Annotated in this window: 10 protein-coding genes and 2 pseudogenes; 8 read left to right on the forward strand and 4 right to left on the reverse strand. The window is 70.9% G+C overall.

Annotated features, from left to right (window positions below):
• Positions 1-107: 107 nt before the first annotated feature.
• Positions 108-923: a hypothetical protein gene (locus tag ACTWQI_RS11675; protein ID WP_443269747.1), complete on the reverse strand. Its 816-nt coding sequence runs from the start codon at positions 921-923 to the stop codon at positions 108-110.
• A 214-nt stretch (positions 924-1,137) separates the two neighbouring features.
• On the reverse strand, positions 1,138-1,791 hold the full coding sequence (locus ACTWQI_RS11680; protein WP_443269748.1) for a class I SAM-dependent methyltransferase: 654 nt from the start codon (positions 1,789-1,791) through the stop codon (positions 1,138-1,140).
• 186 nt (positions 1,792-1,977) lie between these two features.
• Here ACTWQI_RS11680 and ACTWQI_RS11685 point away from each other — a divergent pair, with 186 nt between their 5' ends.
• The 7 genes and pseudogenes from ACTWQI_RS11685 to ACTWQI_RS11715 all read left to right on the forward strand — a co-directional run.
• Complete coding sequence (locus ACTWQI_RS11685) at positions 1,978-2,748, forward strand: MHYT domain-containing protein (RefSeq protein ID WP_443269749.1); 771 nt, start codon at positions 1,978-1,980, stop codon at positions 2,746-2,748.
• Between the two features lie 108 nt (positions 2,749-2,856).
• Positions 2,857-5,322 carry a sensor histidine kinase gene (locus ACTWQI_RS11690; protein WP_443269750.1) on the forward strand — a complete coding sequence of 822 codons (2,466 nt, stop codon included), beginning with the start codon at positions 2,857-2,859 and terminating at the stop codon, positions 5,320-5,322.
• Positions 5,319-5,759: a roadblock/LC7 domain-containing protein gene (locus ACTWQI_RS11695; RefSeq protein WP_443269751.1), complete on the forward strand. Its 441-nt coding sequence runs from the start codon at positions 5,319-5,321 to the stop codon at positions 5,757-5,759. Before ACTWQI_RS11690 ends, ACTWQI_RS11695 begins: the two co-directional genes overlap by 4 nt.
• Complete coding sequence (locus ACTWQI_RS11700) at positions 5,759-6,202, forward strand: DUF742 domain-containing protein (RefSeq protein ID WP_443269915.1); 444 nt, start codon at positions 5,759-5,761, stop codon at positions 6,200-6,202. Before ACTWQI_RS11695 ends, ACTWQI_RS11700 begins: the two co-directional genes overlap by 1 nt.
• Positions 6,183-6,791, forward strand: coding sequence for a GTP-binding protein (locus tag ACTWQI_RS11705; protein ID WP_443269752.1), 609 nt, complete (start codon positions 6,183-6,185; stop codon positions 6,789-6,791). The genes ACTWQI_RS11700 and ACTWQI_RS11705 overlap by 20 nt, the downstream gene beginning before the upstream one ends.
• A gap of 275 nt (positions 6,792-7,066) precedes the next feature.
• Positions 7,067-7,477, forward strand: a complete 411-nt coding sequence (locus ACTWQI_RS11710) for a roadblock/LC7 domain-containing protein (protein ID WP_443269753.1) — start codon at positions 7,067-7,069, stop codon at positions 7,475-7,477.
• 148 nt (positions 7,478-7,625) lie between these two features.
• A pseudogene (locus ACTWQI_RS11715) lies at positions 7,626-8,351 on the forward strand (DUF6397 family protein); the annotation flags it as partial.
• A gap of 249 nt (positions 8,352-8,600) precedes the next feature.
• Here the strand turns inward: ACTWQI_RS11715 and ACTWQI_RS11720 are convergent.
• Positions 8,601-8,723 (reverse strand): annotated as a pseudogene (locus ACTWQI_RS11720) (acyl-CoA thioesterase II); the annotation flags it as partial.
• A 277-nt stretch (positions 8,724-9,000) separates the two neighbouring features.
• Entirely contained in the window at positions 9,001-12,063 is a 3,063-nt protein-coding gene (locus ACTWQI_RS11725) for a glycoside hydrolase family 2 TIM barrel-domain containing protein (RefSeq protein WP_443269754.1), read from the reverse strand.
• A gap of 514 nt (positions 12,064-12,577) precedes the next feature.
• Between ACTWQI_RS11725 and ACTWQI_RS11730 the strand changes: the two genes are divergently transcribed.
• Positions 12,578-15,451, forward strand: coding sequence for a glycosyl hydrolase 115 family protein (locus tag ACTWQI_RS11730; RefSeq protein WP_443269916.1), 2,874 nt, complete (start codon positions 12,578-12,580; stop codon positions 15,449-15,451).
• Positions 15,452-15,580 lie beyond the last annotated feature (129 nt).

Consider the following 15,580-nt stretch of genomic DNA (forward strand, 5'->3'; position numbering starts at 1 on the left):
GATGCAGGTCTGAGGGCGCCGCGACGGGTGCCCGGCGGCATGGCCGGCGCCTTGGCGCCCGGCGCGGCGCGTCTGGTGCCGGCGCCGTGTCGACGCGGCGCGCGGCCTCAGGACGGGCGGACCGCCAGGGCGTCGAGCGCCTTGAGCAGGCCGGGAAGTTCAGGACCCCGTCCCACCGGGAGAACCTCGCCGGGCTCGTCGTCGAGGAGGACGAGCGCGATGTCGTCCGTGCGCGCCACCATGCTCCAGCCGGGCCCGTCGACACGCAGGGTGCGGGCTCCGTCCGAGGCGAAGGACGAGCGGATGCGGCCGGGCGGCGGGGGCGCGTCGACATATGTGCGCGCCTCTGCCAGCACCCTGCGCACCCCGCCGTCGGACGTGTCGCTCTCGGCCTTCTCGCCGGGCGCCACGAACTCGACCCCGTCGTCGACCTGCTCCCGCCATATCGCCCATTGCAGAGCGATCTCGTCCGCCCCCAGCCGGCGCTGAGCCGGCCCCCAGTGGTCGGAGTCGGGCGGGCTCAGGGGCGGCCGATCGGTGTCATCCTGCTCCGGGTCGGGCACGGGGTCATGCGGAGCGGGCACACCGGGCGCGGCGACAGCCACGGCGAGCGGCCACCCGGGCAGTGCGGCGACCACGCTGCGCTCGTCGGGCGACAAGTCGTACTCCATGCCGCAGTCCCAGGCCGCGATGGCGCAGGCGACGAGCGACACGTCGTCGACGACCACCGTCCACCGTGCGCCGTCGCCGTCCTGCCCGAGCACCAGGCCGTACCCCTGCTCGTACGGCTCGAGGCCGAGCACCGAGCACGCCTCCGGGTAGTCGTCGCCGAGCACGCTCGGGAACTGCGCCGGCGTGAGCAGCACCGCAGTGAGGACGAACAGCGCATCCCCCGCGTCATCCACGTCATCCGTCCCCGGCACGGCCAACCTCCCCTGGTCTGTGGTCGCCGCACCTTAACCAGTGGGTAACCCTTCCGTCGAGAGTTCGGGAACACCGTGAGAGCCGCCATCCCGGCGGACACCCTTGGAGCCGAAAGGGCAGGCGTCGACGAGGAGCGCCCGTGCCACGGCCCGCGGGAACGCGTCCCGTCCGCGGCCGAGCGTGTCCGTGTCGCCCCGCCGCATCGGCGAACGTTCAAGTGTGCCTCGCACCGGTGCAGTCGGTCTGCATCGAGTGCGGTGAGCGAGAGCGCTCACGACGGACGGCCAGGGCCAGGAAGCGGGTGTCCTCGTCCGTGTACGAGACCAGGCGCCAGCCCGATGTCTCCAGCAGTGGGCGGAGGTTGGGCTCGGCGCGCAGGTCGTCCGGGGTGATCTGCCGGCCCTGGCGGGCGGCGAGGGCGGCCCTGCCGATGGGGTGGAACAGGGCGAGGCGGCCATCGGGGCGCACGACGCGCGCCAGTTCGCGCAACCCGGCGCGCGGCTCCGCCAGATGCGACACCAGGCCGGCGGCGAACACCGCGTCGAGCGAGGCGTCCCGCAACGGCAGCCGGGCGACGTCTGCGACGACGAGCCGTGCGCTGCGGTCGCGGCCGGCGTGGACGGCCGCCGTCAGCATCTCCGGGGTGAGATCGGCCCCGAGGACCGTCCCGTTCGGGCCCACCGCCTCGCGCAGCGCGGGAAGTGCCCGGCCGGTGCCGCAGCCGGCGTCGAGGACCGTGTCGCCGGCCCGGAGGCCGAGGTCCGCCACCGCGGCAGCGTAGGCCGGGGCGTCGTTCGGGAATCGGGCATCCCAGCTCTCGGCCCGGGCTGCGAAGAACTCCCGTGTGTGAGCGTGATCGGCGTCCATACCTCCATGATTCCCTGGCGGGCAGCGGTCCCGCCCGCCGGCCCGTCACGCGTTCGGCGAAACACACGTGCGGTGAGCATGCTCGAGCACAGCCCGATCGTTCGGCAGCGCGTCGCTGTCAAATTGCGTGCGGTTCCGAACTGCGCCCCCGGCGCACGCCCCCATCGGGTCTAGCGTCCCTGAGCCATGGGACATCTGGACCACGCCGCCTTCGGGTGGCTCACCCCCGTGCTGTCGTACGCGATGGCGTGCATCGGCGCCGCGCTCGGGCTGCGCTGCACCGTGCGAGCCCTCGCCGCCACCGGGCGCTCCCGGCGCAACTGGCTGATCACCGCGGCCTCCGCCATCGGCACCGGCATCTGGACGATGCACTTCGTCGCGATGCTCGGCTTCGCCGTCAGCGGCACCGAGATCCGCTACGACGTCCCGCTCACCGTCCTCAGCCTGGTCGTGGCCATGGCCGTGGTCGGCGCCGGAGTGTTCGCCGTCGGGTACGGCCGTCATCGCCTCCGGGCGCTTGCACTCGGCGGGCTGACTACGGGCCTGGGCGTCGCGAGCATGCACTACATCGGCATGGCCGCGCTCCGCCTGCACGGCTCCGTCCGCTACGACCCGGGACTGGTCGTCCTGTCCGTCGCGATCGCCGTGGTGGCCGCGACAGCCGCGCTGTGGGCGGCGCTCACCATCGAGGCGCCGATCGCGGTCGCCGTCGCCTCGCTCGTCATGGGCGTGGCGGTCAGCAGCATGCACTACACCGGAATGATCGCGGTCAGCGTGCGCATCACGCCCTCCGGCGACGCCCTGCCCGGGGTATCGGCGATGCAGTTCATCTTCCCCCTCGCCGTCGGCCTCGGTTCGTACCTCTTCCTCACGTCGGCGTTCGTCGCGCTCTCCCCGACCGCAGGGGAACGTGCTGCCTCCGCGTCGGCGCAGCGGCTGTCGGAGGAACCCGCCTGAGCCGCCTGCCCCAGCCCCTGTCTGTACGCCCCTGTCTCCGCCCACGCGTCGCACATCCCCGTCCCCCGGCGGTCGTTCCGGGGGCCCAGCACCCGGAACGAGGAGGCCATGCCGAACCCGCGCAGTACACCGGGCGGCGCAGCGCCGCAGCCCCCGCCCCCGGCGCGCGGACGACGTGCGCACGCCCGTCCGCCCGCCGAGGAGGCGGATCCGCCCAACGATTCGGCCGCGCGGCGCTCCACCGCAGCCTCCTGGTACCGGATACGTCCTCGGAGCGTACGGGCGAAGATCGTCTGCCTGCTGATGGTGCCTGTCGTCTCGCTGCTCGCCCTCTGGGCGTCGGCCACCGTCGGCACGGCGCAGGACGCCGCACGGCTTCGCGCCGCACAGCGCGTCGACACCCAGGTCCGGGCTCCGGTCGCGGCCGCCGTCGACGCCGTGCAGCAGGAGCGAGTCGCCGCAGTGCGCCAGCTCGCCGCACCCACGCCGAGCCGCGCGGCGGACCTCGCCCAGGCGGCACGCCCGACGGACCGGGCCCTGCGGCGGCTGCGGCTCGGCAGTCGGCACACCGTCGCCGACGCCGCGGACCTGCCGACCGCGGCCGCGCGGGGCGTGAATACCTTCGTCACCAGGGCGGAAGGCCTCGCCGAACTGCGCACGCGGATCGAGAACCGGCGGGCCGACTGGGACGAGGTCTACGACGCGTACACCGACGCGATCGACGCGGCTCTGGAAGCGATGGGCGGGCTCGCGGGGGTGCAGGACGTCCGGAGCACCGCCGACGGACGGATGCTGCTGGAGCTTGCGCGCTCCCGTGAACTGCTCGCCCGCGAGAACGCGCTGCTCACCTCGGCACAGCTCACCGGATCACTCGACGCGAACCGCCACCGCCGGTTCGCGGGCGCCGTGGAGGCCCGCCGGACCTTCGAGGAGGCGGCCGCGGCCGGCCTGCGGGGCGCCGACCGCGAACGGTGGGAGGAACTCTCCGACAGGGGCGCGTACGCTCACCTGCGCGCCGTTGAGGATCGGGTGCTGCGCGCCGCCCCGGGACGCAAGGCAGCAGAGGCTGCGCCGACCGACGCGTGGGAGCGGCCGTACGACACCCTGCGCGGTGACCTCCGTGCCTTGGAGAACGGCGCCCACCGAGCGGCCGAACAGACCGATCCGCTCGCCCGTGCACTCGTCTCACCGGCCGGAGCGGCCGTGCTGCTCGGCCTCGCCGCCGTCGTCGCGTCCCTCGTCATCTCCGTCCGCATCGGCCGCGGTCTGGTCGTCGAGCTCGTGGCCCTCCGCAACCGGGCGCTCGAACTCGCCCGCCACGAACTGCCGCACGCGATGCGGAAACTGCGCGCCGGGGAGGACATCGACATCCGGGCCGAAGCCCCCGCCGGTCCGCCTGCCGAAGACGAGGTCGGCCAGGTCGGTGAGGCACTCGGCAGCGTCCACCGGGCGGCGCTGCGTGCCGCCGTCGAACGCGCCGATCTCGCCGACGCAGTCGCGGGCGTCTTCGTCAACCTCGCCCGGCGCAGCCAGGTCCTCGTGCACCGCCAGCTCGCCCTGCTCGACCGCATGGAGCGGAGAGCCGAGGATCCGGGCGAACTCGGCGACCTGTTCCGGCTCGACCACCTCACCACCCGTATGCGCCGCTACGCGGAGAGCCTGATCATCCTCTCGGGCGCGGCGCCGGGACGTGCCTGGCGCACGCCCGTATCCCTGACCAGCGTGGTCCGCGCAGCGGTCTCGGAGGTCGAGGACTACGCGCGCGTGGAGCTGCTGCCGCTGCCGGAGGCGTCCGTCGCCGGCTCCGCCGTCGCCGACCTCACTCATCTGCTGGCAGAACTCATCGAGAACGCCGCACAGTTCTCGCCGCCGCACACCAAGGTCCGGATCGGCGGCGAGCCGGTAGGGAACGGCTACGCCCTGGAAGTCGAGGACCGCGGTCTGGGCATGGGGGAGGACACCCTCACCGAGGCCAACCGGCGCATCACCCAGTCCGAGGCGCTCGACCTCTTCGACAGCGACCGGCTGGGTCTGTTCGTCGTGAACAGGCTGTCCGCGCGGCACGGAGTCAGAGTCACGCTCCGGCCGTCACCCTACGGCGGCACCACCGCCGTCGTCGTGTTGCCCAGGCCGTTGCTGCGGGCGTCGGAGACATCGCCGAAGCAACAGCAGCGGAGGGAAGACGAGCGGACGGCGGATCCGGTGAAGGCGGCCGGCCCGGGAGGCGACGCCATGGCCTTGCCCGGCCCGTGTCGGAATGCCGGCCGGCGTCCCATCCCTGGTCCGCGGACCGTACCCGAACCCGAGGTTCCTGGCCCGCCTCCCGGGCGTCCCGGCCCCGGCGAGAGCAGCTCGGAGGGCGGGCCCCTGCCCCGCCGCGTCCGCCAGGCCAGCCTCGCCCCCCAGCTCCGCGAGGCACCCCCGCCCGAGCCCGAGGCCCACGCGGCCCCGTCCGAAGAGGCGCCGCAGGAGCGCACCCCGGAACTGGCCAGGGCCCGTATGGCGGCTTATCGCGACGGATGGGTCCGCGGCGGCGGTCCCGCCGCCCCGCCAAGTGAAGGAGACCGAGAATGACCGAGCCTCACAGGACCGACGTCATGCCTGAGTACGGCGAGCTCGACTGGCTGCTGGACGACTTGGTCACGCGGATCGAAGAAGTACGGCATGCGGTCGTGCTGTCGGTCGACGGCCTGGCGGTGAGCGCCTCCGGCGGCCTCTCGCGCGCGGACGCGGATCACCTCGCCGCCGTGGCCTCCGGATTCCACAGCCTCGCCAAGGGCGCGGGCCGCCACTTCGCGATCGGGCAAGTGCGCCAGACCATGGTCGAGATGGACGGCGGATTCCTGTTCGTGGCGGCAGCCGGCGACGGTTCCTGCCTCGCGGTGCTCAGTTCCGTGCGCGCCGACATCGGTCTGGTCGCCTATGAGATGGCCCGGCTGGTGAAGCGCGTGGGCGAGCATTTGAACACCCCCGCCCGATGCACGGCGCAGCAGCCACCGGCGACGAGCTGATGGGGACCGCGGTGTCCGACCTGCTCTGGGACACAGGTGGCCGCCCGGTCGCCGCCGGGCCGCGATACTCCAGCCACTGGTACGACCACGAAGCGGGCCCTCTCGTCCGTCCGTACACCCTGACGGGTGGCCGGACCCGGCCCGGGGCATGCACGGCGCCCTTGGACCTGATCACCCTGGTCTCCACGGACGACCGTGCGGCATCCGCCGACGCGGCCCGGCTCGGGCCGGAGCACCGGACGCTGCTGGACCTTTGTCGCTCCGAGGCCCAGTCGGTCGCCGATCTGGCCGCTGACACCGACCTCCCGGTGGGGGTCGTCCGGGTCCTCCTCGGTGACCTGCTCGACCTCGGCTGCGTACGCGTCAGCATGCCCGTATCCCCTGCGCACCTTCCCGACGAGAACATCCTGAGAGAAGTGATCGATGGACTCCGCGCACTCTGACGGGGCAGAACAGGCCGCCGGGCCGGAACTTGCACTGAAGATCCTCGTGGCGGGCGGATTCGGGGTGGGCAAGACCACCTTGGTCGGATCCGTCAGCGAGATCCGGCCGCTCCGCACCGAGGAACGGCTGAGCGAAGCCGGGCAGGACGTCGACGACATCGCGGGCGTCGAGCGGAAGACCACAACCACTGTGGCCATGGACTTCGGCCGGATCACCGTCCGATCGGGGCTGTCGCTGTATCTGTTCGGTACGCCGGGGCAGGACCGCTTCTGGTTCCTGTGGGACGAGCTGGCGACCGGGGCACTGGGCGCGGTGGTGCTCGCCGACACCCGCAGACTTGACGACTGCTTCCCGGCGGTCGACTACTTCGAGCACCGCTCGATCCCCTTCGTCGTGGCCGTCAACTGCTTCGCGGGGGCACGGGCGTTCGGAGCGCAGGAGGTCTCGCACGCCCTGGATCTCGAGCGGGGCACCCCGGTGGTGCTCTGCGATGCGCGGGACCGCGACTCGGGGAAGGAGGTGCTGGTCAGACTGGTCGAGTACGCCGGGCGGGTGCACACCGCCCGGCTGCTCGACTCGGTGAGTTAGGCCCGGCCTGATCGACCGGACAGGACCTAGTCGGCGACGCCGGACTCGGCCACGGCCCGGTGTACGGGGGCACGGCCGGCAGCTCTCCGGGCGTCTCATTCCTGGGCCATGGCCGCCGCCCGCTACGAGCCGTACGGCGCCGGTGCGGGCAGCGCGGGTTGCCCATCCTGCCGAGGTGGGACAGGCTGGCACGTCGGGTACGGGGGCAACGCCGCACGGCAGGATGCCGCACGAGCGGAACGCTGCACGGGGTAACGCCGAAGGGGGAGGCGCGCATGGCGCCGAGCAGGGGACTCGACTGGCTGCTGGACGACTTGACGCACCGGGTCGAGTCGGTGCGGCATGCGCTGGTGCTGTCGAACGACGGGCTCGTGACGGGAGCGAGCGAAGAGCTCGAGCGAGAGGACGCGGAGCACCTCGCCGCGGTGTCGTCGGGGCTGCACAGTCTCGCCAAGGGCTCCGGCCATCACTTCGGCGCCGGCCGGGTGCTGAAGACGATGGTCGAGTTCGAGGACGGGCTGCTGTTCGTGACGGCGGCGGGCCAGGGGAGTTGTCTCTGCGTGCTCAGCGCCGCGGACGCTGACATCGGTCAGATTGCCTACGAGATGACGCTGCTCGTCAACCGGGTGGGCGAGCATCTGGGAGTCGCCGACCGTGGGCAGGGCGGGGCGCCCGGCGAGCGCTGAGCACCGGCGTGTTGACCGCCGGTGCGCGGCCCTGACGGTCGATCACCGCCGCGTGGTCGGAGAGTTATCCACAGGGGGAGCGGGCCGGGGATCTCCAGCGCTACGGTCGTCACTGAGAGTGAACGGATCGGAGCCGGGGGAGGACGTCATGGCGGTTCGGGAACGGCGCGCGACGCAGGGCGCGGGCGGTAACGAGACGGTTGCATTCGGCAGGGCGGCCGAGGAGTTGGGCCTGAAGCCAGGGGAGTTGGAGCTTGCGATCCAGCTCGAGGAGGTGCGGACCGTTGCGGCACCGGGGACCGGACGGCGCCGGGTGCCGCGTCAGGAGCTGGACCGACTGAGGCAGGCCGAGGACTTTCCCGAGGGACTGCGCGAGCGTGTGCGGGCGGTCGGCACGGCCGAGGGGGCGCAGCTGATGGGCATCAGCCCCGAGCGTTTCACCCGCCTCGCCCGCGTCGGGCTGCTCAGTCCCGTGAAGTTCTATGTCAATCGCTACCGGGCCGTCGTATGGCTGTATCCGGCAGCGGAGCTGCGGAGGTTCGCGGAGAAGGAGCCAGCACTGCTGACCGGTGTCACGCCCAAAGGTTTACGGACGATGCTGGACGCCGGGGAGGACTGGCGGGCGCGGAGTTGGCGCAGCCGCAGGGTCGGGCAGTTGACGCGGCAGTCGGACGACCCGTGGGAGCGGGCCGCTGTGCCGGCTGCGGTGCTGCCCGGCGATGACCTCGCGGACATCGTCGACGATCCCTACGAGCGGGCGTATCTGCGCAGACTGCGACCGGCGCTGGTGCCGGTACGGGCCGACATCGGTGCGACGTGGGATGTGGTCGCGCGGCTGATCACGGCGGATGATCCGGATGAGATCCTCTGGATCCGGCTCGGCCTCACCTTCGCGCTGGACGAGGCCCGGGCCGTCCGGCCGGCGCCGATGCCGGGCGATTCTCCGTCGGTCGACCCACCTGCGGGCCGGCCACCGGGTTCGGACCTCGGATCGCACTCGGAAGGGCCGCCCGCCGAGCGAGGGCGACGACTTCGGGGCTGGTTGCGACGGCGGACGAGTCGTGGCGAGCCATCAGCTGCTCAGCCTCCGGGACAGGCCGTCCTGGCGAGGCCTGACACCCCTTCACACAAGTCTGAACAGACCCTCCTGCATCACCGACACGAGCAGTCGGCCCGCCCGGTCGAAGATCTGACCGCGGGCCAGCCCCCTGGCTCCGGTGGCGATGGGTGACTCCTGCTGGTACAGCGGGTCGGACCCTCTCTACGCCGAGATCGTCTACCGGGAGGGCGCCCACCCGGAGGTGGGCGCCCTCGGTGACGTACCGGCCTGGGTGTCGGGGGCGCCTGCGGGCGCCGAGGGGCCGGGCAGGCCGGGGAACGGCGCCGCTCCACGGCGAAGGGAGCTGCTGGTCCTGGACCTCCACGCCTTCGGCCCCGCCCTGAGCCTGTCACCGTCCCAGTATCGGCTGTCCAGCTCAGCGGGGGAACTTCAACGACTGCAAGATCCCCGACAGAGTCAAGTGCTAACGTCCGACCGCCACCTCCGCGATCCCGAGGAACCCGCGTGTGGTGCCCGGCGCGCGGCTGGTCAGGTCGAGGCGGATGCGGCTGGTGCTCACGGGAGCGAACGTGACCTTGGTCGGTTTGCCGGATTCCGTCGCCCACTCGACCCTCGCGTTGCGGACCGGCACGAACGCCGTTCCGTCCCAGTAGGACACCGAGATCGTCGCGGGCAGGGAATGCGACGTGTCGATGATGAACGAGGCCTGCACCGAGCTGATCGAATCGCCGCTCAGACCGGACAGCGACACCCACTCCGTCGCGTGCGCACGGCTCACCGCCGGCAGCAAGGCCGTGGCGACCTTGAGGTAGTAGTTCGACCACTTCGTTGACGCGTTGCCGTCGAGCATCGCGGCCGGGATCGTGTTCGGTGCGCCCGAATAGCTCGCGTCTGCCGTCACCGCCGCCGCCGTCGGCGGTGCTGACGGCTCCGGCACGGGACCCACGGCCGGTGCGACGCCAAGTCGGGCACCGGTTGCCATGACGGTCGCGGTCCCGGTTTGCAGACCCGGCGCACGCGCCGTGACCCTGATCGCGGAGGACTCCTGTCCGGATCGGACCATCGCCAACGCCTTGCCGTTGAACGCGGTGCGCGAGCTCGCCTGGTAGTTCTCCGCACTCTCCTGACGACCGTTGTCCAGCCCCGCCAGGCTGCCGCCGCTGACCTGGAACGAGATCAGGTTGTCCGCACCTGGCACGACCACCCCGGCGCTGTCGACGACGTCCGCGGTGACGAACGTGAGCGACTTGCCGTCGGCTTTGGTGGCGTTGCGGTCGGGCGTCAGCCTGATCGCGTGCGGCGCGCCCGCCGTGACGACCTCGTCCCTGGCGACCTCCACACCGCCGCGCTTGGCGACCGCGACGAGCCGTCCCGGCTGGAAGGGCACCGACCACGTCAGGTGCAGCTTGCCCGCGCTGCCGTTGGGACTGGTGTAGCTACCGGGGAAACGGCCCGAGGTGACCGTCTTGTCGTCCCCGCTCGCCTCGGTGGTCTCCAGGTACCGTGCGCCGTAAGTGGTCGTCTTCGTGTTGAACTTCTTCTCTCCCAACGACTTGCCGTTGAGGATCAGCTCGACGGTGTCCACGTTGCTGTAGGCCCACACCGACACCGGCTCACCCGGCTTGTGGTCGGTCCAGTTCATCGGCAGCAGGTGCACCATCGGCTCGGTGGTCCACTGGCTGCGGAAGAGGTGGTAGAAGTCCTTCGGGAACCCGGCGGTGTCCACCGCGCCGAAGAACGACGACTTCACCGGGAACACGTCGTACGGCGTCGGCTCACCGATGTAGTCGATGCCGGTCCACAGGAACTGGCCGGCGAACCACTTGCGGTCGCGGTCCTTCTTCAGCCCGTACTCGCCGCTGTAGGTCCAGCTCGCCAGGTTGTTGTCGTAGGAGGAAGTGTTCCGTTTACCCGGCGTGTAGTTCTCACCGGTGTTGAGCTGCTCCGGGTCCTGGTAGTAGCCGCGCGTCGAGGTGGAGGACGACGACTCGCCCTCGAAGAAGAACTTGGTGGGGTACCGAGCGTGCAGCCCGTCGATCGAGGACGAGTTGTTGTAGTTCACGCCCAGCCCGTCGAGCATCTTCAGGATCTGGTCCTGCGGTGACCCGGCCGACGGGACCTGGCGGTAGAAGTTGGAGCCCATCACGATCGGGCGGGTGGTGTCGATGGCCCGCACGTCGCCGATGAGCCGCCTGGCGATCGGCACGCCGGCCGCCGAGGTGGTGTCGGGGATCTCGTTGCCGATCGACCACATCACCACCGACGGGGAGTTCTTGGCAGCGTGCACCATCTCGCGGAGATCGGCGCTGCTGTGGACGTCGAAGAACCGGCCGTAGTCATACCTCGCCTTGGAGATACGCCAGGTGTCGAACGCCTCGACCTGCAGGAGCAGGCCCAACTCCTCGCACGCCCGGATGAACTGCGGTGAGGGCGGGTTGTGCGAGGTCCGCACGGCGTTCACACCCATGCTCTTCATGATCCGCAACTGGCGGACGGCCGCGTCCGGCGAGACCGCGGCGCCGAGCGCGCCGAGGTCGTGGTGGAGGTTGACGCCCTTGAGCTTCATCTCCACGCCGTTGAGCGAGAAGCCGTTGTTCGGGTGGAAGGAGAAGTACCGGATGCCCGTGCGCGTGCTCACGGTGTCCACGACCTTGCCGCCGACGCGGACCTCGGTGTCCACCGTGTACAGACGCGGCCGGTCCACCGACCACAGCGTCGGCCGGTCGATCCGCACGTCGGCGGTCGCGGTGCGCGGTTGCGCGGCCAGCGCGGCACGAACTGTCCCGGTGCCCACGACTTGGCCGTTCGCGTCCTTGACCGTCGAGACGATCTCGGCCTGGGCCTCGCCCTGTTCGCTGACGGCGGTGGTCGCCACGCGCATCGTGGCGTAGCCGGAATTGATCGTGTTCGCCAGGTTGGGCGTCGTCACCTGCATTCCGTGGCGCGTCACGTGCGTCTGCTCGGTGACGATCAGCCGGACGTCGCGGTAGATGCCGCTGCCCGAGTACCACCGGCTGCTGGGCACCTGGTTGCGGACCTTGACCGCGAGAACGTTCGGTGTGCCGTCGGTGTGTGCGCGCGAGCTGATGTCGTACGCGAAGCCGGTGTAGCCGTACGGGTGGCGGCCGAGGAGCGTGCCGTTGAGGTACACCTCGGAATCCATGTAGACGCCGTCGAATTCGATCGACACCTTCTTGCCCGCCATCGACGACGGCAGGGTGAACGTCTTGCGGTACCAGCCCAAACCACCGGGCAGGAATCCGGTGCCCGCGGTGGTGTTCGGCCCCTGCACGGGGTTGAGCCCGATGCTCCAGTCGTGCGGCAGACGCGTGTCACGCCACGCCGGATCGTTCGCATCCGGCTGCGGCGCGTCCGCGCCGGTCCTGTTGGCCAGGAAGAACTTCCACGCCTCGGTGAAGTCGACCGTCCGCCCGGCGGACCGCACCTGCTCCGCCGGCGCGGCCTGCGCCGTCCCCGGCGCACTGCACACCCCGGCCGCGACCACGCAGCCGAGGATCAGTGCCAACCATCCGTTCAACCTATTCGACCGTCGATTCGACAAAATCGCACCGCCCCATGGTGAATTCCGCACTGAAACCAACGTGAATCAACGCGAGATTTCCGCCAACCGGCACGGATGTCAATAGACGGTGTGGAAAACGCTTTCAGTCGTGCACGCCCTCGGCGGCCGACGGGTCCGAGCCGGTGCGCCGGCTGCGAAGCAGTCGGCGAGCAACGGGGCGATCAGCAGGCCGGCGGCCAGCAGACGGGGAGAGCGCATGGTCAGTTCCCTCGGATGGCAGGGATCGGGGGGAAGTCCCGGGTGGCCGCTTGACGGTCTCCTCGGACCCGCTCTACGGTACGGGTCAGTAAGCGCTTTCCATGATCTGCGTCACATCACCTCTTCTCCGCCGTCGGGTACCCAGTATCTCTGCAGTTGTCATATGCATGTCATCTTCCCGGGACCTTGCGCAGGAAGGTTGGGAGCCGTGTCGAACAAGGAATCGAGCGGATGGGCGCGCAGGTCGTTATTGCGCGGTATGGCGATCGCCGGGGTCGCCCCGCTGCTGCCGGGGATCGCGGTGGCCGCGCCCGAGCAGGACGGGGTCACCCTCGTCCACGACGGCGCTGCGGTGGACCTGTTCGTGGACCAGGCGGACGACCCCGCCGTCGCACGCGCCGCGGGTGACCTGGCCGCCGATCTGGAACGGGTCAGCGGCGTGCGGCCACGCCTGCGCCGCACCACGTCCGGGATGTCCGCGACCGCGGTGCTGATCGGCACCATCGGTGCGAGCCCGATCATCGACCGCCTGATCGCCGAGGGCCGGCTGGACACCTCGGAGGTGGCGGGCCGGTGGGAGGCGTCGGTGACACAGGTGGTGGAGCGTCCACTGCCCGGCGTGGCACGGGCGCTGGTGATCGCGGGCAGCGACCGGCGCGGCACGGTTTACGGCATCTACGACACCTCCGAGCGAATCGGTGTGTCGCCGTGGTACTGGTGGGCCGACGTGCCGGTGGAACGCCGCGCCACCGTGAGTGTCGAGGCGGGGCCGTTCAAGCGCCGTGAGCCGTCGGTCCGCTACCGGGGCATCTTCATCAACGACGAGCAGAACCTGACCACGTGGTCCCACCGGACCCAGGAGCGGGACAAGAACATCGGCCCCGAGACCTACAAGAAGATCTTCGAGCTGCTGCTCCGGTTGAAGGCCAACTACCTGTGGCCTGCCATGCACCCGTACTCCGACTATTTCAACAAGCATCGGGAGAACGCCCGGCTCGCCCACGAGTACGGGATCGTCGTCGGCTCCAGCCACCCGGAAGCGCTGCTGCGCAACGGTGTCCACGAGTGGCAGCCGTGGGCCGAGGCGCACCGCAACCCCAACGGCAGCCTGCCGGAGTACGACTACACGGTGAACCCCGGCGTCATCGCCGAGTACTGGAGGGCACGCGCCCGGCAGAACGCCGCCTACGAGAGCTGTTGGACGATCGGTATGCGGGGCCTGCACGACTCCGCGTTCCAGACCCGCTACGCGAAGACGGTGCCGGAGAAGGTGGCGGTGATGAACCGGATCATCACCGACCAGCGCCGCATCCTGGCCGAGGAGGTCGGCGCCGCCGCCAGCCCGCAGATCTTCATCCCCTACAAGGAGGTCCTGGACCTGTACAACGCGGGCGTGCGGGTGCCCGAGGACATCACCCTGGTCTGGCCGGACGACAACCACGGCAACATGCGGCAGATGCCCAACAGCGCGGAGCGGCAGCGCTCGGGCGGCAACGGGCTCTACTACCACATCTCGTACTGGGGCACCCCGAAGAGCTACCTGTGGCTGGACACCACCCAGATCACCAAGGTCTGGCAGGAGCTGCGCCGCGCCTACGAGCACCGCGTCGACCGCGTGTGGGTCATCAACGTCGGCGACATCAAGTCGATCGAGGCCGGCCTGTCCTTCTGCATGGACCTGGCCTGGGACGTGCACCGGTGGGGCCCCGACAACATCGAGGAGTTCCTGGTCGAGTGGGCCGGCCAGCAGTTCGGGCGGCAGCACGGCAGGGAGATCGCCGCCATCCGCACGGAGTTCTACCGCCTCGCCGCCGAACGCCGCCCGGAGTTCGTCGACCGCGGCTCGATCTCCTTGGTCCACCACGGCGACGAGGCGGGCGGGCGGATGGCCGCCTACCAGAACCTGCTGGAGCGGACGCGGGCGCTGGGCCGCCAGCTGCCCCCGGCCTATCAGGACGCCTTCTACGAACTGGTCCAGTACCCGGTGCACGGCGCCTACCTGATGAACCTCAAGTACTACTGGGCGGACTGCAACGCTCTCGCGGCCCGGCAGGGCCGGGGAGCGGGGGTGAACCGGTACGCGGACCTGTGCCACGCGGCGCACGCGGAGGAGGAGGCGCTCACCCGGCGCTACAACACCGAGATCGCGGGCGGCAAGTGGAACGGCGTCGTCAACCCCTACCCCTCGGAGATCCCCAAGGCACCGGGCCGCCCGAACGTGGTCCGGGTGAGGCCACAGAACACCTCGGGGCTGGGCGTAGCCGCCGAGGGGAACGAGACCGGGGCTTCGCGTCCGCTGTCCTTCTCCTCCTATCCGCGCGACCGCCGTTTTGTGGACGTGTTCAACACCGGGTTCCTCTCCTTCACGTGGCGCGCGTCGGCGAGTCAGCCGTGGGTGCAGGTGAGCTCGACCTCCGGCACCGTCACCGACCAGGTCCGCGTGTGGGTCTCGATCGACTGGGGGCGGGTGCCCGTGGGCAGGCACGAGGCGACGGTGACGTTCACCGGTGCCGGGCGGAGCGCCTCCGTGCCGCTGCGGGTCACCAACGACGGTGAGCAGGCACGCACGCGCGCCACGGGGTTCGTCGAGGCCCACGGCTACGTCTCGATCGACGCGGCGAACTTCCACCGCCGCGTGCCGCGCGGCGGCGCGGACTGGCGTGCGGTGCGAGGACTCGGCAGGCGGCGGGTCGCGGTGGAGGCCGTGCCTTCGACCGCGGCTCCCATCACCGGGGACCTGACCACCCGCTCGCCGGAGCTGTCGTACCGGATCCAGTTCACCAGCACCGGCACGTTCCCGGTGACGGTGTTCCGCCTGCCGTCGCTGGACGCGCGTGGGAAACGACGGCTTGCCATCGCCCTCGACGACGGTCCCGCCGTGGTGCTGTCGGGTCAGGCCATCGCCACGGGCAAGCACGATGACGTCTGGGCGCGCAACGTCACCGAGGGCGTGGAGAAGCTCACCGGCTCGCTGACCGTCACCACGCCCGGCGACCACGTGCTGCGCCTGCTGATGGTGGACCCGGGCATGGTCGTGGACCAGATCGTGGTGAACACCGGAGGCCTGCCCGCCAGCTACCTCGCTCCTCCGGAGAGCTACCACCCAGAGGCGGCGGACCGCGAAGCCCGCTAGGGGACCACTACCCGACCGAGTCGGCGCGGCTGGCCCTCGGGTCTGGCGCCTGGACGGTGCGCAAGTCAGGACCGGGCGGTTCTATCTGGCCGCCAGCGCCGCCAACAACGCCGTCGTCTGGAACTCCGG

It is taken from the genome of Streptomyces sp. KR80, from assembly GCF_052245555.1.
GTDB lineage: Bacteria > Actinomycetota > Actinomycetes > Streptomycetales > Streptomycetaceae > Streptomyces.